Source organism: Rhodococcus sp. AZ1 (assembly GCF_054979605.1).
In genome coordinates this window covers 297860-319204 of the sequence record NZ_JBUEQF010000002.1, presented here as the reverse complement: position 1 = coordinate 319204, position 21345 = coordinate 297860, and the positions used below count along the sequence as shown (strand labels likewise).

The following is a 21345-nucleotide window of genomic DNA, read 5'->3' as shown; positions in this document are numbered from 1 at the left end:
CGTCTGCTCGTAGGCGCTGCGCCGGTCGGGATCGGGCGGGGCGTCGGTGGTCACGGTTGCTCCGACCCTGGTGTCACGGTTGCCCGAAAAGGGCGGGGAGGGTCCCTTCCCAGGCGGCGCGAAGTTCTGCGGTGGTGAGGGTGAACAGCCCCTGGAACTCGATGGAATCCGAACCCTCGTCGGCCACCCCGATGCGGGTCCAGGGAAGTCCGCGGGCGGTGCACATGGCGGTGAAGCGCGTCTCCTCGGTGCGCGGTACGGCCACCAGAACGCGGCCGGCCGATTCGGAGAACAGCATCACGAACGGATCGGAGCCCTCCGGCAGCAGGATTCGTGATCCCGCCTCCCCGGCGAGCGCCGCCTCGACGACCGCCTGGGCGAGACCGCCCTCGGAGAGATCGTGCGCGGCCGAGACCAGGCCGTCTCGGCTGGCGGCCAGCAATATGTCGGCGAGCAGTTGCTCGCGGTCGAAGTCCACTACCGGCGGTACCCCACCGAGGTGATCGTGAACCACCTGCGACCAGATGGACCCGTCGAACTCGTCCCGGGTCTCCCCCAACAGGATGAGCGTCTCGCCGGGCTCGAGGCCGATTCCGGTGGGGATGCGGCGGTGCACGTCGTCGATCACGCCGAGCACTCCTACCACCGGGGTGGGCAGGATCGCGGTGGATCCGGTCTGGTTGTAGAAGCTGACGTTGCCGCCGGTGACCGGAATGCCCAGTGCCACACAGCCGTCCGCGAGTCCGCGAACCGCCTGCTGGAACTGCCACATCACGCCGGGATCCTCGGGCGAGCCGAAGTTGAGGCAGTTGGTCACCGCCTTCGGGGTGGCGCCGGTGGTGGCGACGTTGCGGAAGGCCTCCGCCAGAGCGAGTTGGGCGCCGCGGTACGGATCGAGCGCGGTGTAGCGGCCCGAGGCATCCGTGGCCAGCGCGATCCCTCGGCCGCTGCTCTCGTCGATGCGGATCACCCCGGCGTCGGCGTGCTCGGCCAGCACGGTGTTGCCGCGAACGTAGCGGTCGTACTGCTCGGTGATGAACCGGCGACTGCACAGCTGGGGCGAGCTGATCATGGTCAGGAGCGTCTCGCGCAGTTCGTCGGGGGTGCTCGGACGCGGTAGCGACGCGGTGGTGTTCGCAACCAGCGCGTCCTGCGATTGCGGGCGCGCGAGCGGGCGCTCGTACACCGGGCCCTGATGGGCGACGGTGCGCGGGGGCACGTCGACCACCGTGTCACCGTGCCAGGTGATAACCAGTCGATCGCCGTCGGTGACCTCGCCGATGTCGGTGGCCAGCACGTCCCACTTCGCGCACACCGCCATGAACGCCTCGACGTTCTCCGGCGTGACGACGGCGCACATGCGCTCCTGGGATTCACTCGACAGCACCTCTGCCGGGGTCATGTTCTCCGCGCGCAGCGGCACTCGATCGAGCGCGATGTGCATGCCGCCGTCCCCTGCCGCGGCCAGTTCCGACGTCGCGCAGGACAGCCCGGCGCCGCCGAGGTCCTGAATGCCCACCACCAGATTCCGGGCGTACAGATCCAGGCAGCACTCGATGAGCACCTTCTCGGTGAAGGGATCGCCCACCTGCACGGCCGGCAGCTTCTTCTTGCCCCCGGCCGCGGCGTCGAAGCTCTCCGACGCCAGCACCGACACCCCACCGATACCGTCGAGACCGGTGCGGGCGCCGAAGAGGATGATCTTGTTCCCGGTACCCGACGCGAACGCCAGGTGCATGTCCTCGACTCGCATCACACCGGCGCACAGGGCGTTGACCAGGGGATTACCGGCGTACGACGCATCGAAGACGGTCTCGCCGCCCACATTGGGCAGTCCGAGGGAGTTTCCGTAGCCGCCCACCCCGCGCACGATTCCCTCGAGTACACGGCGGGTGTCCGGGGCATCGGCCGCGCCGAAGCGCAGCTGATCCATCACCGCGATCGGCCGCGCGCCCATCGCCATGATGTCCCGGACGATCCCGCCGACACCGGTGGCAGCGCCCTGATACGGCTCGATGTACGACGGATGGTTGTGGCTCTCGACCTTGAAGGTCACCGCCCAGCCGTCGCCGACGTCCACCACACCGGCGTTCTCCCCGATGCCCGCCAGCATGTTCGCCTTCATCGCATCGGTGGTGGTCTCGCCGAAGTAGCGCAGGTGCACTTTCGAGGACTTGTACGAGCAGTGCTCGCTCCACATGACCGAGTACATGGCCAGTTCGGCGTCCGTGGGTCGGCGTCCGAGGATCTCCCTGATCCGCTCGTACTCGTCGTCCTTCAACCCCAGCTCGCGGTAGGGCTGTGGGCTATCCGGGTCGGCGGTCGCTCGCGAGACGGTATCGACGGACACGGGGCTGTGATCCTTCCGTGGTGCTCGGGTGGGTCTCACCCCGGACGCTGGGGAGTCTATCGGTCGGCGGCGACACTCCAGGAGTCGAGCGCGGCGACCAGGGCGCCCACGATTCGATCGAGCGAGCGCTCGGGGCCGCGCACGTGCTCGAACAGTCCCGCCGAGGTCAGGGTGACGTATCCGTGCAGCGTGCTGCGCAGCAGCCGAGCGGCGTCGACCGCGACGTCCGGTTCGAAGCGATAGGCCCGCAGCACCGCCGCGACCACGGCCACCAACCTCTCACGTCCGGGGCCGGGCACCACGGCCCGGCATGCGGCGTCGTAGCGGCCGGGATGGGCGAGCCCCCACTGAACGAAGGAGCGCGCGAAGGCATCGAGCGCTTCCCCGCCGGACCGACCGGCGATGGCGTCACCGAGAACCTCGGCGAACTCGCCGGTGGCCACGTCGGTCATGCGTTCGCGCAGATCTGCCAGTCCGCGAACATGGGAGTGCAGGCTCGCGTCGCGGACCCCGAACCGACGGGCGAGCGCGGAGAGGGTGACGGCCGCCGGGCCCTCGGCGTCGGCTAGTTGCAAGGCCTCGTCGACCACGCGCGTCGCGGTCAGTCCGACTCTCGGCACGGTTGCCATCCTTTCCTAGGACTTATAGGCTAGATCCTAGACCTGAAAGGACTAGAGTTCATGGAACCGCTCACGGACGCTCGACTGCGTGCGTCGCTCATCAACTGTTCCGCCTCTGTGCGCAGCAAGCTCACCCTCCCCGACCTGCGCACTCTCGCCTGGGACGAACTGGACTACCTGGGCTGGCGGGACAGCGCGTTCCCGCAGCGGGGCTACCTGGTGACCGTGCAGGACGGACGTCCGGTGGGCGTGGTGGTGCGCGCCGCATCGAGCACCGCCACGCGCAAATCGATGTGCAGCCTGTGCCATACCGTGCACAACGGCACCGGGGTGGCGCTGTTCTCGGCGGCGAAGTCGGGCAAGTCGGGGCGGGCGGGCAACACCGTCGGCACCTACGTCTGCGCCGATCTGCGCTGCTCGCATCACCTACGGCACGGCGTTCCCGGCGTGGACCGTCAGCCCGACGCGATGCGTCCACTCGACGAGCGCACCGCCGGCGCGCTCACCCGTCTCGACGGTTTTCTCTCGGCGGTACAGCAGCAGTAGCACCCCGCGTGGTGAACTTCGATCATGTGCGATCACCCACCACGCCTGCGGGACGAGGCTCTCACCGTCGCCCGATGGCGTGAGGACGCGGGCCTGCCGGGCATCGTCGACGTGCACACCCACTTCATGCCCGTCAACGTCATGGACAAGGTGTGGGCGTACTTCGACGGGGTCGGTCCCCTGACCGGCAGGCCGTGGCCCATCACCTACCGCGCCGACGAGGACGCTCGCCTGGCCACGCTGCGCAGCTTCGGGGTGCGGGCGTTCACGTCGATGATCTACCCCCACAAACCGGGCATGGCGGCGTGGCTCAACTCGTGGTCGGTCGACTTCGCCGAGCGCACACCCGACTGCATTCACACCGCAACCTTCTACCCGGAACCGGGCGCCGGTGGCCACGTCACCGACGCCCTCAGCACCGGCGCGCGAATCATGAAGTGCCACATCCAAGTCGGCAACTTCTCGCCCGTCGACCCGTTTCTGGACGACGTGTGGGGCGCGCTCGAGGACTCTGCGACACCGGTTGTGATCCACTGCGGATCCGGCCCGGCCCCGGGTACGTTCACCGGGCCGGATCCGATTGCCGCAGTGCTGGCGCGGTTTCCGCAGCTTCCGCTGATCATCGCGCACATGGGCATGCCCGAGTACCGCGAGTTCCTGGATCTGGCCGATCGGTATCACGCCGTTCGGCTGGACACCACCATGGCGTTCACCGACTTCGCCGAGGACCTCATGCCCTTCCCGCCCGATCTCCGTCCCCGTCTACGAGATCTGCAGGGGCGCATCCTGTTCGGCAGCGACTTCCCCAACATCCCCTACTCGTACACCCACGCCCTGAACGCGCTCGCACGCCTCGAACTCGGCGACGAGTGGGTTCGTGACGTGTGCTGGAACAATGGCGCCGAACTATTCGGCGTGGATTCGGCTCAGCCCTCGCGCAGCGAGTGATCTCAGCCCGTCAGGAACGCCGACAGCGCGTCGGCGTACATCGGCACGTCCGCTGCGCCCATCACCTCGCGGGCCGAGTGCATCGCCAACTGCGGTGCCCCCACATCGACGGTCGACAGGCCTGTCCGCGACGCGGTGATCGGCCCGATGGTCGAACCGCACGGCAGGTCCGCGCGATGGACGTAGCGCTGCAACGGAACTCCCGCCCGCTCACAGGCCAGCGCGAACGCCGCGGCGCCCGCCGCGTCGGTGGCGTAACGCAGGTTCTGATTCACCTTCAGCACCGGGCCGCCACCGACCTCGATGCGATGAGCCGGTTCGTGCCGCTCGGCGTAGTTCGGGTGGGTGGCGTGCGCCATGTCGCCGGAGGCGTGGATCGAGGCCGCCATGGTGCGCAGGAAGTCCTCACGCCCACCACCGCGCGCGAGGACGATGCGCTCGAGCACGGTGTTGAGCAGATCCGAGAAGGCGCCGCGGTCCGACATCGACCCCACCTCCTCGTGATCGAAGAGCGCCAACACCGGGATCGCCTCGCCACCCGCCGCAGCCGCCGCCAGCAGTGCCTGTGTCCCGGCGTAGCAGGTGCCTTGATTGTCCAGTCGCGGTGCGCTGACCAGGTCGTCGCCTATGCCCGTCACCGCCGAGGGCGCCAGGTCGTGCGTCATCAACTCCCACCCGAGCACGTCACCGGCAGCCACCCCCGCCTCGCGCGCGACGAACTCGAGGAACGGCGTCGGTGAGGTACCCGTCCCCCACACCGCGTTCACGTGGCTCTGCGGGTTCAGGGTCACACCCTTGCGATCCTCGGACAGGTGGATCGCCAGCTGTGGCACGCGCAGGATCGGCCGATCCACCCGCACCAGCACATCGCGCACCACCGACCCGTCGCGCACACCCAGGCGACCGGATATTCCCAGGTCACGGTCCAGCCACGAGTTCAACCACGCGCCGCCGTACGGTTCCAGACCCACCAGCTGCCACCCCGCGGACACCAGATCCGGGTTCTGCTTCACCCGCAGGTTGGGGCTGTCGGTGTGCCCGCCGACGATGCGGAACGGCCCGGTCGGTGCGCTCTCGGTGGACCATGCGATCACCGACCCGGCACGCACCACCAGGTAGCGCCCCGGCGCGCTCGGCCAGGGATCGGTCTCGGCCAACTCGGTGAACCCGGCGGCCGACAGCTGCGCCCGCACCGTGGCCACGACGTGGAACGGTGACGGCGACGCATCGACGAACGAGCAGAGCCCGGCGGCGGTGGCTGCGGTGAGAGTCATGCGCTCAGGCGTCGACGATGGCGTCGATGGCCGAGTAGAACAGCCCGAGACCGTCGTCGCTGGGACCGGTGAGGGCCTCGGTGGCGTGCTCGGGGTGCGGCATCAGACCCACCACCCGACCGTTCGCGGACGCGATGCCGGCGATGGCGCGCTGCGAACCGTTCGGGTTGTCGCCCGCGTAGCGGAACACCACTCGGCCCTCACCCTCGAGCTCGTCGAGCACGGCCTCGGAGGCCTGGAAACGTCCCTCGCCCGACTTGAGCGGAACCAGGATCTCGGCGCCCGGGTCGTAGCGCGACGACCACGCCGTGTTCGCCGTCTCCACGCGAAGCCACTGGTCGCGGCAGATGAAGTGCAGGTTCTCGTTGCGCGTGAGCGCTCCCGGCAGCAGCCCGGCCTCGCACAGGATCTGGAAGCCGTTGCAGATACCCAGGACCGGCATCCCCTTCTCCGCCGCGGCGATCACCTCACCCATGACCGGGGCGAAGCGGGCGATCGCTCCCGCGCGCAGATAGTCGCCGTAGGAGAAACCACCGGGTACCACCACGGCGTCGACGCTCTTGAGGTCCGCATCACCGTGCCAGAGCGACACCGCCTCGGCGCCGGAGAGTGTCACCGCGCGGGCAGCGTCCACGTCGTCGAGGGTGCCGGGGAAGGTGATCACACCGATTCGGGCACTCATGACAGGCGGGTGACCTTCCAGTCCTCGATCACCGTGTTGGCCAGGAACGTCTCGGCGATCTGCTCGAGCACGCTGTCCTCCACGTCGTCGGCCACCTCGAGCTCGAATCGCTTGCCCTGCCGCACATCTGCGACGCCAGCGAACCCGAGCCGCGGCAGCGCCCCTACGATGGCCTGGCCCTGCGGATCGAGGATCTCGGCCTTGGGCATGACATCGACTACGACACGGGCCACGTGAGCGCTCCTGGGTATCTGAGATGAGACGCTGATGAGCCTACCCGGCGCCCCCGGGCGACGTATCGGGTGCAGCGGACGCCCTCGGGGGTCACCTGCTGCACCGGATCGCGTGCAGATCAGCTCAGCGCCCGCCCAGCCGCTCGGCCGGAGAAGATGCAGCCGCCCAGGAACGTGCCCTCGAGGGCGCGGTAGCCGTGCATCCCACCGCCGCCGAAACCCGCAACCTCGCCCGCGGCGTAGAGGCCGGGCAGCGGTGTGCCGTCGGAACCGAGCACCCGCGACTGGAGGTCGGTCTCGAGGCCGCCGAGAGTCTTTCGGGTGAGCAGGTGCAGCTTGACGGCGATCAGGGGCCCGGCCTTCGGGTCGAGCAGGCGGTGCGGGGTGGCGATGCGCGCCAACCGGTCACCGCGGTACCTGCGCGCGGCGTGGATGGCGGAGACGGAGAGGTCCTTGCTGAACGGGTTGGCCATCTCGCGATCCCGGGCCACCACCAGCGCCTCGATGTCCTCGTACGCCAACTCCACGTCGCCGATCTTGTTCATGCCCGCGACCAGGTCGGCCAGGGTGTCGGCCACCACGAAGTCCACACCGCGATCGGCGAAGTCCTGCACCGGCCCGGGCGCGCCGGGGCGGACCCGCTCGAGCAGTCGACGAACAGAACGTCCGGTCAGATCCGGGTTCTGCTCCTGCCCGGACAGGCCGAACTCCTTCTCGATGATCTTCTGATCCAGCACGAACCACGAGTAGTCGTAGCCGGTGCGCACAATGTGTTCGAGCGTGCCGAGCGTGTCGAACCCCGGGAAGAGCGGCGCGGGCATCGGTGTGCCGGTGGCGTCGAGCCACAGCGACGACGGCCCCGGCAGGATGCGGATGCCGTGGTTCGGCCACACGCTGTCGTAGTTGGTGATGCCCTCGGTGTAGTGCCACATGCGGTCGCGGTTGATCAGGCTCGCACCGGCGGTCTCGGCGATGCCCAGCATGCGCCCGTCCACGTGCGCGGGCACCCCGGTGAGCATGCGCTCGGGCACCCGACCCATCCGCGACGGCCAGTTCTTCCTCACCAGGTCCCAGTTGGCCCCGATGCCGCCCGAGGTGATGATCACCGCGCCGGCGGAGAACTCGAACTCCCCTACCGCCACCCGCGACGACGGGACCCCGTTGGCCACGGTGGAGGGCTCGAGCACGCTGCCGCGAACACCGGTGACGGCACCGCCGGTGAGCACCAGATCATCGACCTGGTGGCGATGACGCACCGTCACCAGACCCTCGTCGACACCGTGCGCGACGATCCGCGAGAAGATCTCCACCAAACCCGGCCCGGTGCCCCAGGTGATGTGGAACCGCGGTACCGAATTGCCCGGGCCGGTGGCGCCGTACCCACCACGCTCGGCCCACCCCACCAGCGGGAAGATCTTCAGACCACGCTCACGCAGCCAACTGCGCTTCTCCCCGGCGGCGAACTCGACGTACGCCTGCGCCCAGCGCCGCGGCCACAGATCCTCCTCGCGGTCGAATCCGGCGGTACCCATCCAGTCCTGCAGGGCCAGCTCGTGGCTGTCGCGCACCCCGAGCCGCCGCTGCTCGGGGCTGTCGACGAAGAACAACCCGCCGAACGACCAGAACGCCTGGCCACCGAGGTTGTTCGCGTTCTCCTGCTCGACCAGGATCACCCGCTTACGCGCGGCCACCAGCTCGGCGGTGGCCACGAGCCCGGACAGACCTGCGCCCACCACGATCACATCGGCGTCACTACCTCCGGCATCGCTCATGTCCACCATGCTAGGACCGCCCGAGCCCTATCGTGGCGTGCATGCCGGTCACGCTCTCCCAGCTCCGAGCCGACCTCGCCGCGGCCCTGTCCCGGATGTACGGCGCCGAGGTTCCGGCCTATCGGACGCTGGTCGAGGTCACCGAGGAGGTCAATGCCGAGGTTCTCACCGAACGGGGTGAGGCCGCGGAGATGTTCGGGTCGGCGGCGCGAGTGGGGGCGGAGCGGCACGGCGCCATCCGAGTCGGGTCGATGAGCGAGATGCGATCGGTGGCGCGGCTGTTCGCCGCGTTCGGTATGGAGCCGGTGGGCTTCTACGATCTGCGCGACGCGACGCCGACACCGGTGCCCGTGGTCTCCACGGCATTTCGCCCGGTCGAGCGAACCGCCCTGGCGTACAACCCGTTCCGGGTGTTCACCTCGGTGCTGACCACGGACGACCGCCGATTCTTCGATGCCGATCTCGCCCGGCGGGTGGACGCGTTCATCGCCTCGCGCACCCTCTTCCCGCCGGAGTTGCTGACCATGGCCGATCGGGTGGCGGAGCAGGCCGGATGTTCGGCGGACGAAGCCGCCACGCTGGTCGAGCGAACCCGCGCGTGCTTCGAACTGTCCACCGCACCGGTCGATCGGGGCTGGTACGAGGAACTGGGTCGGGTGTCCGCGGTGGCGGCCGACATCGGTGGCATCGACTCGACCCACCTCAACCACCTCACCCCACGAGTGCTCGACATCGACCGGCTCTACCGGCGGATGTCCGATCGTGGCGTCGAGATGATCGACCAGGTACAGGGCCCGCCGCCGCTACCGACCGACGTGTTGCTGCGGCAGACATCGTTTCGTGCCCTCGACGAGCAGCGCCGGTTCCGCGAGCCCGACGGGTCCGTGCACCCGGGCACTCTGCGGGTGCGGTTCGGTGAGGTCGAGGCCCGTGGTGTGGCGCTGACCCCCGCCGGGCGCGAGGTGTACGAGCAGGCCATGCGCGCGCCCGATCCCTCCGTCGCGTTCGCCGAGTCGATGCCGGGGACCCTCGACGGGTTGGCTCGGGCCGGGTTGGCATACGTGCGTGTGGCCGCCCGCTCCGGCGAGTGCCCGCAGCTGCCCTTGCCGGACCTCGTCGACGGCGGCTGGGTGGATCTCGAGCCCGTGGTCTACGAGGACTTCCTGCCCCGATCGGCAGCGGGAATCTTCCGGTCGAACCTCACCGAGACCGGCGATAGGTCGCCGGTGGCAGCGGGCACCGCGGGTGCGTCGGTGGACTCGCTCGACGCTCTGGCGGGAGCCCTCGACCGCGAGGTACACGACCCGTTCGACCTCGCGGCCGCCGAGCAGCAGGAGTCGATCGCTCAGGCCACGCGCCGCGCAGGTCCCTGAACCCACTCGTACACGGACGGCGTGGCTCCGTGGTAGAGCGCGAGGTCGACGGCGTCGAGCACCGCGGTGCGCGGGCCGGGGCGGCACAACTTCTTCGCACTGACCGCAATGCGCACCAGGCCACCTCGGCGTGCTGCGCGTCCGGCGCCCTGCACCATCGCGCGGCACCACCACGGCTCGGTGGCCTCGGGATCGAAATCGAACGCGGTGGAACCGGTTCCGAACCCCTCCCCGATGCCGAACACTCGGCCACGCTGAGCCGCGCCGGTCTCGAGGTCGAGGATCTCGGTCAGCCCGGCCAGGGTGCGGAACCCTGCGACGGGCAGGGCGGCGACCGCTCCCGACGACGCCACCCAGCGAGGGGCCGCGAACACCCGGGTTCGCAGGCCGATGCTCTCCATCACCCGATCGGCGGCGATCAGACGCAGACGCGCCTCGTGCGCGGGCAGGGCGGCGAATTCCGCGCGGCGCCGCTTCGTGGCGGCCTGGTCGTACCCGTGCAGAACGATGGCGTCGCCGAGGGTGCGCCGCTCGCGCAGCCACTGTTGGGTCGGCGCGTCGTCGACGAGGCGGTACTTGTCCTTGAGCCGCGGCGCCACCAGCAGCGATACCGGCACGCCCCGCGCGGCGAGCGTCTCGGTGAACTCGACGGCGCTGTGGAGCGTCGTGTCACGAATCCCCGACACGGACACGAAGAGGTTTGCGGTCATGGCCAGCACCATCGCATCCGGGTGTGTACGACGATGGCTCTCGACGTTGACGGCAGTTGAACACCCCCCGTCCGAACACCCCCAGTCCGAACACCGCCCTCCTGACGCACTGCTCAGAGGGTGGGAACCGGCAGAACCTTCTCCAGCGCCGCGATCAGCTCGGGGGCGTCGGGCTCGGTGCGCGGACGGAACCGCGCCGCCACCGTGCCGTCGGGTGCGATCAGGAACTTCTCGAAGTTCCACGTGATGTCGCCGGCCTCGCCGGTGGCGTCCGGAACCTGCACCAGCCGGTCGTAGATGGGGTGGCGACCGGGGCCGTTGACCTCCACCTTCTCGAGCAGCGGGAAGGTGACTCCGTAGGTGGTCGAGCAGAACGTCTCGATCTCCTCGGCCGAGCCGGGCTCCTGCTCACCGAACTGATTGCACGGGACACCGATGACGGTGAGTCCGCGGTCGGCGTAGTCGCGGGCGAGTTGTTCGAGAGCGGTGTATTGCGGGGTCAACCCGCATTTCGACGCCACGTTCACCAGCAGCACCGCTCGGCCGCCGTACTCGCCCAGCGAGGTGGGCGCGCCGCCGAGGGTGTTGATCGCGAGGTTCTGAAGGTCGGTCATGCGGCCACGGTACCGCCCGGTAACTCCGACGCGAAACGGCGCACGGAACAGCCGGTCGTGGCTGGTTCCGTGCGCCGCTGCGGCTGTGATGGAGCCGACGATCTCCCTCCCGGCGCCGACCTACGTGGCGGCGAGGGTCTTCGGCGCCACGGCCGGGGCAAGGCCGCCGTGGTCGTCGACCATGGTGGACTCGTCGAACGGGATCTTGCCGGCGAGAACGTCCTTGACGCGCTCGTTGTCTATCGTTCGCGTCCAGGTGCCCACCAGCAGGGTGGCGACGGCGTTGCCGGAGAAGTTGGTCACTGCTCGCGCCTCCGACATGAAGCGGTCGATGCCGATGATGAGCCCGATGCCGTCGACCAGGTCCGGGCGGTGGCTCGACAGACCGCCCGCGAGGGTGGCCAGTCCGGCGCCGGTGACGCCTGCCGCACCCTTCGAGGCGATGATCATGAAGATCAACAGCGAGAACTGTTCTCCGAGCGCGAGCGGCTTGCCCATGGCGTCGGCGATGAAGATCGAGGCCATCGTGAGGTAGATGGCGGTGCCGTCGAGGTTGAAGGAGTAGCCGGTGGGCACCACGACGCCGACCGTCGTGCGCTCGACGCCGACATGCTCCATCTTCGCGATCAACCTCGGCAGCGCCGACTCGGAGGAACTGGTGGCGACGATGAGCAGGTACTCGCGGGCCAGGTACCGCACCAGCTTGAAGATCGACACGCCCGAGACGGTTCGCAGGATGACGCCGAGGACGCCGAACACGAAGATCACGCAGGTGAGGTAGAAGGCGAGCATGAGGGTGGCCAGCTGGACGACAGCGTCGAAACCGGTGTCGCCCACCACCTTCGCGATGGCGCCGAAGGCACCGATGGGTGCCAACCAGAGGATGCCGGCGAGGATGCGGAACACCAGTTTCTGGATCAGGGCCACTCCCCGCAGGATCGGCTCACCGGTGCTGCCCATGGCTTGGAGGCCGAAGCCCACCAGCAGTGCCACGAACAGGGTCTGCAGCACACTGCCCTCGGTGAGCGAGGAGAGCAGCGAGGTGGGGATGATCCCCTGGATGAAGTCCAGGGTGCCCCCGGACTGTTCGCTCTGCTTGACCAGGTTGTCAACTGCCGACGAACTGCCCGAGATGTTCAATCCCGTTCCGGGACTGATGAAGTTGCCCACCACCAGGCCGATACCGAGTGCGGCCGTGGACATGGTGAGGAAGTAGGCCAGGGCCAGTCCGCCGACCTTGCCCACGCTGGCCGCGGCCTTCACCGATCCGATTCCGAGAACGATCGTGCAGAAGATGACGGGGCTGATCATCATCTTGATCAGGTCCACGAACATCGAGCCGAGGACCCCGAGCGAGACTCCGACCTTCGGGGCGGCGAGGCCGACGATCACGCCGCCGACGACGGCGACGATCACAGCGATGTACAGCCAGTGCGTGCGGTCGCGCTTGGCCTTGCTCGGCGGCTGCGGCGAAACCGGTGGCTGCGGCGGCACCGGCGTGCCGCCGTCGATGGTGGTGCTCATGGGGCGATCCTTCGCAATCGGAGGGTGGCGTGTGCTCCGATGGTGGCGGGCGGCAGTGACCCCAGTCACGCATATGTACATTTGTTTCACGCAACATTCGCGGCGAGGTGGTGACGATGGCACGAGAACCGAGGAGCGTCGCCCGCCAACTTCTGGTGTGGCAGGTGGCGGTGGTGGTTCTGCTGGTGGCCGTCGGAAGTGTGATCGCCGCGGTGGACGAGCGGCGCGACAGCGACGACGCCGCACGCCGCGAGGTGATCGCAGTCGCCGTGAGCCTGGCCGAGGCGCCGTCCACGGCGGCGGCCATCGCATCACCGGACCCCACCGCCCTGCTGCAGCCGCAGACCGAACGCATTCGGCGCATCGACGACGTCGACTTCATCGTGGTGATGGCGCCGGACCGCACCCGCTTCACCCACACCAACCCCGAACTGATCGGCAAACCCTTCACCGGCAACATCGACCGGGCACTGGCCGGCGAGACGTTCACCGAGGTGTACGAGGGATCTCTCGGCCCGTCGATCCGCTCGGTCACCCCCGTCTACGACGACGGCCGCATCGTCGGGCTGGTCTCGGCCGGGGTCACCCGGGAGAAGATCACCGACCGGTTCATCGCGGGCCTGCCGGTGTTCGTGACCGTCGTTGCGCTCGCACTGGCAGCGGCGACAGGTGCGTCGTGGCTGCTCAACCGACGACTGCGACGCCAGACGCTAGGCATGGCGCCGGAGGAACTACGCGCAATGTACGAACACAACGACGCGGTGCTGCATTCGATCGGAGAGGGCCTGCTGGTGTGGACGCCCGACGGGCGCGCCGAGGTGATCAACGACGAGGCACGCAGGCTGCTGGGCCATCCGTCCGGCCCGATGCGCCGCGAGGACCTACCCGAGTCCCTCCGGGAGGTTCGCGCCGGCGGTGTTCGCGACGAGATCCATCTGACCGACGATCGGGTCCTGGTGGTGAACGAGGACGCCGTGACCTGGCAGGGGCGGCCCCTCGGTACGGTGATGACCCTGCGCGACCGCACCGAATTGCACAGGGTGGGTGGGGAACTGGACTCGATGACCACCTTCGCAGAGTCGTTGAGATCACAGGCACACGAGTCCGCCAACCGGCTGCACACGGTGATCACCCTCGTCGAACTCGGACAGGCCGAGGAGGCGGTGAAGTTCGCCACGCGCGAGCTCGCGCTCTCGCAGCACCTGATCGACCGGATGACCAGCACCGTCCAGGAACCGGCCGTGGCCGCCCTGCTGCTGGGCAAGATCAACCAGGCGGCCGAACTCGGTGTGGAGCTCACCGTCACCGAGGACACCGCCCTGACCCAGAGCGTCGGTTCGGCACAGGACGCGCGCGAACTACTCACGCTCGCCGGCAATCTCATCGACAACGCGATCGAGGCCAGCGTCGACTCCGACCGTCCGTGGGTGGAGGTGACCATTCGCGAGGACGAAGGGAATCTGCTGGTTCAGGTTGCGGACTCGGGGCCGGGGATGGATCCGGGCGCTCTGGAGGCGGCGCGCCGTCGGGGCTATTCGACCAAGGGCACCTCCCGGGGCCTGGGGCTGGCGTTGGTGGCGCAGGTCGTGGCACGTCACGGCGGTGCCCTCACGGCCGAGAACACCTACGCCTCGGTGGTCACGGCCACCATTCCCCGGCCGGTGAGCGTGCCGTGATATCCGTTCTCATCGTCGAGGACGAGCCCCTGATCGCACAGGCCCACGCCACCTACGTCGAGCGTGTGCCGGGTTTCGCCGTGGCCGGGGTGGTGCACACGGCGGCTGCGGCGATGCGAGCGGCCGGGGCAGCCATCGCCGACGGATCCCCGGTGGACCTGGTGCTGCTCGACATCGGTCTGCCCGATGCAAGTGGGATCGATCTCGCTGGTGCCCTGGGCGGTCTGCGGCCGGAACCCGACGTCATCGCCATCACCTCCGAACGCGCACTGACGGCGGTCCGTTCGGCACTGGCGCACGGGGTTGTGCTGTACCTGCTCAAGCCCTTCACGTTCGCCGCGTTTCGCGACAAGCTCGAGCGGTACCGGCAGTTCCGAGTCGCTCTCCGCGACGGGGACACCGCGGTCAGCCAGCGCGAGATAGACCGGGCGATGGCAGTTCTGCGCACCGCGGACGAACGTGCTGCGGCCCCGAAGGGAATTGCGCCACAAACTCTCTCTGAGATCTCCTCCGCGGTGCGCGCACATCCGGACGGCATCTCCGCGGCGGAGGTGGCAGCCGAGGTGGGCGTGTCGCGAGTAACCGCATGGCGGTACCTCGAGCGCCTCGCCGACGACGGGGTGCTCGGGCGCGCAACGGAATACGGCCGAGCCGGACGGCCGCAGATCCGCTACCGATGGAACTGAGCCACGCGCCCCGCTCAGCTCAGCGCGCCGGACTTCTCGAGCACCCACGCGTAGTCGAAGGCCACCTCGCGCCACTTCTCGTAGCGCCCGCTCACCCCGCCGTGACCTGCGCTCATCTCCGTGCGCAGCAGGAACTGCGAGTCACCGGAGACGGTATGGCGCAGAGCGGCAATCCACTTAGCCGGTTCGACGTACAGCACCCTGGTGTCGTTGATCGAGGTCACCGCAAGGATGTCCGGGTAGTGGCGATCGGCGACGTTCTCGTACGGGCTGTAGGACTTCATGTACGAGTACACCTCGGGATCGGCGAGCGGGTTGCCCCACTCGTCCCACTCGATGACCGTCAGCGGCAGTGACGGGTCCAGGATCGAGGTCAGCGGATCGACGAAGGGCACGTTCGCCAGGATTCCCGAGAAGAGCTCGGGCGCAAGGTTGGCCACCGCGCCCATGAGCAGACCCCCCGCGCTGCCGCCGTGGGCGACGAGGTGCTCGGCGTCGGTACGCCCGGTGGAGATCAGATGCCGTGCGGCCGCCACGAAATCGGTGAAGGTGTTCTTCTTCGTCAGCGTCTTGCCGTTGTCGTACCACGCCCGACCCATCTCGCCACCGCCGCGTACGTGTGCGACCACGAACACCACGCCACGGTCGAGCAGTGACAGCCGGGCCACCGAGAAGTACGGATCCATGCTCACCTCGTACGAGCCGTAGCCGTACAGCAGTGTCGGCGCGACCACGCCCTCGGGCACGGTGGCCGCGGCGATCACCGAGAGCGGGATCTCGGTTCCATCGTCCGCCACCGCCCACTCTCGGCGCTGGACGTAGCGCCCCGGGTCGTAGTCGCCGAGCACCACCTGCTGCTTGCGCAGAATGCGCTCGCCCGTCGCCAGGTCGTAGTCGATCACCTGCGACGGAGTGACGAACGAGGTGTAGCCGATACGCAGCAGCGGCGCGTCCCACTCGGGGTTGCTACCGAGGCCGGCGGAGAACAGTTCCTCGTCGAAGGTCAGTTCGGTGAACTCGCCGTACCCCTGCGGCCCGATCGGCCAGATCGCGATCTGCGGCAGGGCATCTCGGCGATAGGAGATCACCAGCTGCCCGGCGAACGCGTCGACGTCCTCGAGGCGCACGGTGGCCCGGTGCGGGCTGAGCAGCGTCACGTCCGACGGGTCGCTCACCGGCACCTCGACGAGTACGAAGTTCTCCGCCTTGACCCCGTCGACGACGTCGTTGTGCAGGATCAGGAAGCGATCCTCACCGGCGATCACCGCGTGCTCGACGCTGTAGTCCACGCCCTCGCGTCGGGGCCAGATCACCGTGAACTCGCCCGTGGGATCGGACGCGTCGAGGTAACGGTACTCGGAGGTGATCTTCGATCCCACCGAGATCAGCAGGAATCGATTGCTGCGCGTGGTGCCGAATCCCACCCAGTAGGCCTCGTTCGGCTCCTCGAACACCAGCACGTCCTCGGACCGATCGGTGCCGATGCGGTGGCGCCACACCTTGTCCGGGCGCCAGGAATCGTCCACGGTCTGATAGAAGAGGTACTGCTGATCGAGCGACCACGTCGCCCCCGGCGCGGTGTTCTCGATCAGGTCGGGCAACTCGGTCATCGTGCGAAGGTCCCTGATGCGCAACGTGTATCGCTCGTCACCGGCCAGATCGACGGAGTACGCGAGAAGGTTCCCGTCCTCGCTCACCGAGAATGCCCCGAGCGAGAAGAATTCGTGGCCCTCGGCTTCGGCGTTGGCGTCGAGGAGGATCTGCTCGCCCGGCACGTCCTGCCCGGCGGTGAGCTCGGGTGGTGTCCAGTCGTCGGGAGAGGCGACGGCGGTGCGGCACTGGATGCCGTAGCTCTTGCCCTCGACCGTGCGTCCGTAGTACCACCAGGACCCACGACGGGTGGGCACGGAGAGGTCGGTTTCCTGTGTGCGGGACTTGATCTCGTCGAAGATGGCGGTGCGCACCGGCTCGAGATGCTCGGTGCGGGCGGCGGTATGGGCGTTCTCGGCCTCGAGGTGGGCGATGACCTCCGGGTCGGTCTTCGCCCGCAGCCACTCGTAGTGATCGACGACGGTGTCGCCGTGGTGGGTGCGTTCGAGCGGAACCCGTTTGGCGATCGGCGGCTGCGTGGCGGCCCGGCCGGACGGAGAGTCGGTGGAGGAAGCGAATGTCACGGCGTGACCCAATCGTCGAAGGAGAGACCCGAGATGCGCTGGTAGGCATCGATATAGCGGGAACGGGTAGCGGCAATCACGTCGTCGGGCAGCGGCGGCGGTGGCTCGTCCGCGGCCCGGTCCCACCCGGACTCTCCGGTCAGCCAGTCACGGACGTACTGCTTGTCGAAGCTCGGCTGCACTCGCCCGGGTTCGTAGCCCTGCGCCGGCCAGTACCGCGAGGAGTCGGGAGTGAGAACCTCGTCGGCGAGCACCAGTTCGCCGCTCTCGGCGAGACCGAACTCGAACTTGGTGTCCGCCAGAATGATCCCACGCTCGGCGGCGACATCGGCCGCACGCCGATAGAGGTCGATGGTGTTCGCTCGCAACGCCTCGGCCAGTTCGGGGCCGAGTCGCTCGACCACGGAGTCGAAGTCGATGTTCTCGTCGTGCTCGCCGATGTCGGCCTTCGACGCCGGCGTGAAGATGGGCTCGGGCAGCCGTGAGGCCTCCACCAGCCCCTCGGGCAGGCTCACCCCGCACACCGATCCGGTGCGGCGGTAGTCGGCGAGCCCGGAGCCGGTGAGGTACCCGCGGGCGACGCACTCGACGGGCACCATGTTCAGCGAGCGCACCACCAGGGCTCGGCCGAGGACCTCCTGCGGGATGCGCCCGTCCTGCGCGTCGCCGGCCAGATGGTTCGCGCCGCCGAGCAGATCGAAGAAGTACACGCTCATGGCGGTCAGGACCCGCCCCTTGTCGGGAATGGGCGTGGTGAGCACGTGGTCGTAGGCCGATATTCGGTCACTGGCAACCAGCAGCAGATGGTCGTCGTCGATTCGATACAGATCACGGACCTTCCCGCCGGCGACGTGCGGGTACGCCGACAGGTCCGGGCGCGACAGGGAAGCCATGAGTCGAGCCTAGTGCCCCGGGAATGCGACGGGCTATCCGTTACGTTAACGAAGAAATGGCATCGACTCACACCGGCGTACGCGCGAAGGACATCGGGTTCCGCTCCGACCGAGGCCCCGTGCTGATCTCCCTCATGCTCTCCACGTCGCTCGTGGCCCTCGACTCGACGATCATCGCCACCGCCGTGCCCAGCATCGTCGGCGATCTGGGCGGCTTCTCCCAGTTCCCGTGGCTGTTCTCGATCTATCTGCTGGCACAGGCGGTGTCGGTGCCGCTGTACGGGAAGATCGCCGACATCGTGGGCCGCAAACCGGTGATGATGGTCGGGATCGGGGTCTTCCTGCTGGGCTCGATCCTCTGCGGATTCGCGTGGAGTATGCCGGCACTCATCGCGGCGCGCGCGGTGCAGGGCCTGGGAGCCGGTGCGGTGCAACCGATGTCGATCACCATCGCGGGTGACATCTATACCGTCGAGGAGCGGGCGAAAGCGCAGGGTTATCTGGCGAGCGTGTGGGCGATGTCGTCGGTCCTCGGCCCCACCCTCGGCGGCGTGTTCTCCGAGTACGCAACGTGGCGCGCGATCTTCTTCGTCAACATCCCGCTGTGCCTGATCGCAGCGTGGATGCTCTGGCACAAGTTCGACGAGTCCACCGCACCCGCGCGCAGGCGCCCGGCCATCGACCGCGCAGGCGCCGCCACCCTCACCGTGGGCGCCGCCGCACTGATCCTCGGGCTCCTCGAGGGCGGGCGGTCGTGGGCGTGGGGATCGCCGACCTCGATTGCGATCTTCGCACTCGGCACCGCGAGCCTGCTGGCCTTCATCGCAATCGAACGACGCGCGAGCGATCCGATCATGCCGCTCTGGGTGTTCACCCGCCGCGTACTGGTGGTCTCGAGCGCCATATCCCTGCTCGTGGGCGCGCTGGTGCTGGCGCTGACCACGTACATCCCGACCTACGTGCAGGGCGTCTTCGGCGCCGGTGCCATCGTCGCAGGGTTCGCCCTGGCAACCCTCACCCTGGGATGGCCTGTCGCGGCATCGCAATCCGGTCGGCTCTACCTCAGGTACGGCTTCCGCGCGACTGCCCTGACCGGCTCCGCGGTCGCGGTGATCGGCACCCTCGGTGCGACGCTGATCAGCCCGTCGTCGACGGTCTGGTACGTGGCCGGGGTGTGCTTCGTGATCGGGCTCGGTATGGGTCTGGTGGCCAGCCCGACCCTGATCTCGGCGCAGTCGAGCGTCGACTGGTCCGAGCGCGGGGTGGTGACGTCGACCAACATGTTCGCGCGGTCCATCGGCAGCGCGGTGGGCGTGGCGATCTTCGGCGCAATGGTGAACTCGCGGGTCGACACCGCAGGAAGCCCTCCACCCGACAGACTCGCCGCAGCCGTCCACCTGGTGTTCGTCGGTGCTGCGGTGGCGGCCGCGCTGATCGCCGTGCTGTCGACCATGCTGCCCCGGCGTGAGCGGGACGCATGAGGTCGACGACGCACTGACACCCGCGACAGACGATCAGCGCGACCGACGCGGAGGGACTACTCGGCCAGTTTCGCCGCGGCCTGTGCCCACAGGAAGAACTTGTTGGTACCGAGATCCTTGACGGTGGTGATGTTGAACGCCGCCTTCAAGTGTTCGGCATCGCTGTCGCTGACTCCCTTGAGCGCGGCGACGGGAGCTGCCGCGAGCTCCTCGATGGACTTGCCGTCGTACGCCTTGTCGAACTTGTCGGACAACCCGGACATGCTTCCTCCTCGATGCCGGTGCGCGAGGATGCGCACCGGGTCCGAAGCTACCCGCCGATACCCGCTCCATGGCGGACTTCCGCGGGGCCGCTACAGGATCGGGGCGGGGGTGTAGGCAGCGGCCTCCGGGTACTGCGCCACCAGGTTCTCGACGGCGGCGATCACCGCGGCCACCTGGTCACCGGCCGCACCGACGAACGCCGACCGGTCGGCCAGCGCGGCGTCGAGCGTGGCACGGTCGAGGGGAAGCCGCTCGTCGGCAGCGAGGCGGTCGAGCAGGTCGGGCTCACGCCCCTGCTCGCGCATGGCCAGCGCGACGGCGACGGCGTGCTCCTTGATCACCTCGTGTGCCACCTCGCGACCGACACCGGCGCGCACCGCCGCGATGAGCACCTTCGTCGTCGCCAGGAACGGCAGGTACCGCTCGAGTTCCTTCTCGATGACCGCCGGGTAGGCACCGAACTCGGCGAGCACCGTCAGGAAGGTCTCGATCATCCCGTCGACGGCGAAGAAGGCATCCGGGAGGGCGACCCGTCGCACCACCGAACAGAACACGTCGCCCTCGTTCCATTGGGCCCCGGCCAGCTCCGCAGCCATCGACCCGTACCCGCGCAGGATCACCTGCAGGCCGTTGACGCGTTCGCACGAGCGCGTGTTCATCTTGTGCGGCATCGCCGACGACCCCACCTGACCCGGCTGGAAACCCTCGGTGACCAGTTCGTGCCCGGCCATCAGCCGAATCGTGTGCGCGAGGGACGACGGTCCTGCACCGAGCTGGACCAGCGCCGAGATCACGTCGTGGTCGAGTGAGCGCGGGTACACCTGGCCCACGCTGGTGAGGACGGTCGAGAACCCGAGGTGCTCGGCGACGGCCTGCTCGAGTGTGGAGAGCTTGCCCGCGTCGCCGCCCAGGAGATCGAGCATGTCCTGAGCCGTCCCCATCGGACCCTTGATCCCGCGCAGCGGGTAGCGGTCGATCAGCTCACGCAGGCGGGTGAGGGCCACGAGCACCTCGTCGGCAGCCGACGCGAACCGCTTGCCCAGCGTGGTGGCCTGCGCCGCGACGTTGTGACTGCGCCCCGCCATCACCGTCTCACGGTACAGCGCGGCCCGCTCGGCCAACCGCGCGGCGACGGCGACACCGCGGGCGTGCACGTGCTCGAGTGAGCGCAGGATTTGCAGCTGCTCGACGTTCTCGGTGAGGTCGCGGCTGGTCAGACCCTTGTGCACCTGCTCGTGACCGGCGAGGGCGTTGAACTCCTCGATGCGAGCCTTCACGTCGTGTCGGGTGATGCGCTCGCGCGCGGCGATGGAGGCGAGGTCGACGGTATGCAGCACCCGCTCGTAGTCGGCTATCGCGGTGTCGGGGACCTCGACGCCCAGGGCCGCCTGCGCACGAAGCACGGCGATCCACAGTTGACGTTCGAGCACGATCTTGTGCTGCGGCGACCACAGGTCGGTCAACTCGGCGCTCGCGTAGCGGGAGGCGAGGACGTTCGGGATAGCACTCACGTGGGGTGAGTGTA

19 protein-coding genes are annotated in these 21345 nt (G+C 68.5%); 6 read left to right on the top strand and 13 right to left on the bottom strand.

Annotated elements, in window-relative coordinates; translation table 11 throughout:
- Positions 1–73 precede the first annotated feature (73 nt).
- Together purL and ACY48E_RS03870 are read right to left on the bottom strand one after the other, a co-directional pair.
- Positions 74–2350, bottom strand: coding sequence for a phosphoribosylformylglycinamidine synthase subunit PurL (purL, locus tag ACY48E_RS03875; protein ID WP_462870780.1), 2277 nt, complete (start codon positions 2348–2350; stop codon positions 74–76).
- Positions 2351–2406: 56 nt separating this feature from the next.
- Positions 2407–2970, bottom strand: a complete 564-nt coding sequence (locus tag ACY48E_RS03870) for a TetR-like C-terminal domain-containing protein (protein WP_462870779.1) — start codon at positions 2968–2970, stop codon at positions 2407–2409.
- Between the two features lie 60 nt (positions 2971–3030).
- Here ACY48E_RS03870 and ACY48E_RS03865 point away from each other — a divergent pair, with 60 nt between their 5' ends.
- Together ACY48E_RS03865 and ACY48E_RS03860 are read left to right on the top strand one after the other, a co-directional pair.
- Entirely contained in the window at positions 3031–3516 is a 486-nt protein-coding gene (locus tag ACY48E_RS03865) for an FBP domain-containing protein (protein WP_462870778.1), read from the top strand.
- A 24-nt stretch (positions 3517–3540) separates the two neighbouring features.
- A complete protein-coding gene (locus ACY48E_RS03860) occupies positions 3541–4464 on the top strand; it encodes an amidohydrolase family protein (protein WP_462870777.1) in 924 nt (307 codons plus the stop codon).
- A gap of 2 nt (positions 4465–4466) precedes the next feature.
- Here ACY48E_RS03860 and ACY48E_RS03855 read toward each other — a convergent pair whose 3' ends face one another.
- From ACY48E_RS03855 to ACY48E_RS03840, 4 genes are all read right to left on the bottom strand, one after another.
- A complete protein-coding gene (locus tag ACY48E_RS03855) occupies positions 4467–5738 on the bottom strand; it encodes a M18 family aminopeptidase (RefSeq protein WP_462870776.1) in 1272 nt (423 codons plus the stop codon).
- A 4-nt stretch (positions 5739–5742) separates the two neighbouring features.
- Entirely contained in the window at positions 5743–6420 is a 678-nt protein-coding gene (purQ, locus tag ACY48E_RS03850) for a phosphoribosylformylglycinamidine synthase subunit PurQ (protein ID WP_462870775.1), read from the bottom strand.
- Positions 6417–6653, bottom strand: a complete 237-nt coding sequence (gene purS, locus ACY48E_RS03845) for a phosphoribosylformylglycinamidine synthase subunit PurS (RefSeq protein WP_462870774.1) — start codon at positions 6651–6653, stop codon at positions 6417–6419. Before purS ends, purQ begins: the two co-directional genes overlap by 4 nt.
- Before the next feature lie 119 nt (positions 6654–6772).
- On the bottom strand, positions 6773–8425 hold the full coding sequence (locus ACY48E_RS03840) for an FAD-binding dehydrogenase (RefSeq protein WP_462870773.1): 1653 nt from the start codon (positions 8423–8425) through the stop codon (positions 6773–6775).
- Between the two features lie 41 nt (positions 8426–8466).
- Between ACY48E_RS03840 and hglS the strand changes: the two genes are divergently transcribed.
- Positions 8467–9798, top strand: coding sequence for a 2-oxoadipate dioxygenase/decarboxylase (hglS, locus tag ACY48E_RS03835; RefSeq protein WP_462870772.1), 1332 nt, complete (start codon positions 8467–8469; stop codon positions 9796–9798).
- Here hglS and ACY48E_RS03830 read toward each other — a convergent pair.
- The 3 genes from ACY48E_RS03830 to ACY48E_RS03820 form a co-directional block, all read right to left on the bottom strand.
- Positions 9771–10508 (bottom strand): DUF2334 domain-containing protein, encoded by a 738-nt coding sequence (locus ACY48E_RS03830; RefSeq protein ID WP_462870771.1) that lies wholly within the window; start codon positions 10506–10508, stop codon positions 9771–9773. The two genes, hglS and ACY48E_RS03830, sit on opposite strands and share 28 nt — an antisense overlap.
- A 113-nt stretch (positions 10509–10621) precedes the next feature.
- On the bottom strand, positions 10622–11122 hold the full coding sequence (locus ACY48E_RS03825) for a glutathione peroxidase (RefSeq protein WP_462870770.1): 501 nt from the start codon (positions 11120–11122) through the stop codon (positions 10622–10624).
- A 120-nt stretch (positions 11123–11242) separates the two neighbouring features.
- The gene (locus ACY48E_RS03820) at positions 11243–12646 is read right to left on the bottom strand and encodes a cation:dicarboxylate symporter family transporter (protein WP_462870769.1); all 1404 of its coding nucleotides are present in this window, start codon (positions 12644–12646) and stop codon (positions 11243–11245) included.
- A 116-nt stretch (positions 12647–12762) separates the two neighbouring features.
- On the opposite strand from ACY48E_RS03820, the gene ACY48E_RS03815 reads away from it, so the two are divergent.
- Positions 12763–14322, top strand: a complete 1560-nt coding sequence (locus ACY48E_RS03815; RefSeq protein ID WP_462870768.1) for a sensor histidine kinase — start codon at positions 12763–12765, stop codon at positions 14320–14322.
- Positions 14319–15008, top strand: coding sequence for a response regulator (locus tag ACY48E_RS03810; RefSeq protein WP_462870767.1), 690 nt, complete (start codon positions 14319–14321; stop codon positions 15006–15008). The genes ACY48E_RS03815 and ACY48E_RS03810 overlap by 4 nt, the downstream gene beginning before the upstream one ends.
- Before the next feature lie 14 nt (positions 15009–15022).
- On the opposite strand, the gene ACY48E_RS03805 is transcribed toward ACY48E_RS03810, so the two are convergent.
- Positions 15023–17182: a S9 family peptidase gene (locus tag ACY48E_RS03805; RefSeq protein WP_462870766.1), complete on the bottom strand. Its 2160-nt coding sequence runs from the start codon at positions 17180–17182 to the stop codon at positions 15023–15025.
- Complete coding sequence (locus ACY48E_RS03800; RefSeq protein ID WP_462870765.1) at positions 17179–18075, bottom strand: phosphoribosylaminoimidazolesuccinocarboxamide synthase; 897 nt, start codon at positions 18073–18075, stop codon at positions 17179–17181. The genes ACY48E_RS03805 and ACY48E_RS03800 overlap by 4 nt, the downstream gene beginning before the upstream one ends.
- 56 nt (positions 18076–18131) lie before the next feature.
- Here ACY48E_RS03800 and ACY48E_RS03795 point away from each other — a divergent pair, with 56 nt between their 5' ends.
- Positions 18132–19556 (top strand): MDR family MFS transporter, encoded by a 1425-nt coding sequence (locus tag ACY48E_RS03795; RefSeq protein WP_462870764.1) that lies wholly within the window; start codon positions 18132–18134, stop codon positions 19554–19556.
- A 56-nt stretch (positions 19557–19612) separates the two neighbouring features.
- Here the strand turns inward: ACY48E_RS03795 and ACY48E_RS03790 are convergent, their stop codons facing one another.
- Both ACY48E_RS03790 and purB read right to left on the bottom strand, forming a co-directional pair.
- Positions 19613–19819, bottom strand: a complete 207-nt coding sequence (locus ACY48E_RS03790) for a hypothetical protein (RefSeq protein WP_462870763.1) — start codon at positions 19817–19819, stop codon at positions 19613–19615.
- A gap of 90 nt (positions 19820–19909) precedes the next feature.
- Positions 19910–21331: an adenylosuccinate lyase gene (gene purB, locus ACY48E_RS03785; protein ID WP_462870762.1), complete on the bottom strand. Its 1422-nt coding sequence runs from the start codon at positions 21329–21331 to the stop codon at positions 19910–19912.
- Between the last annotated feature and the right edge of the window lie 14 nt (positions 21332–21345).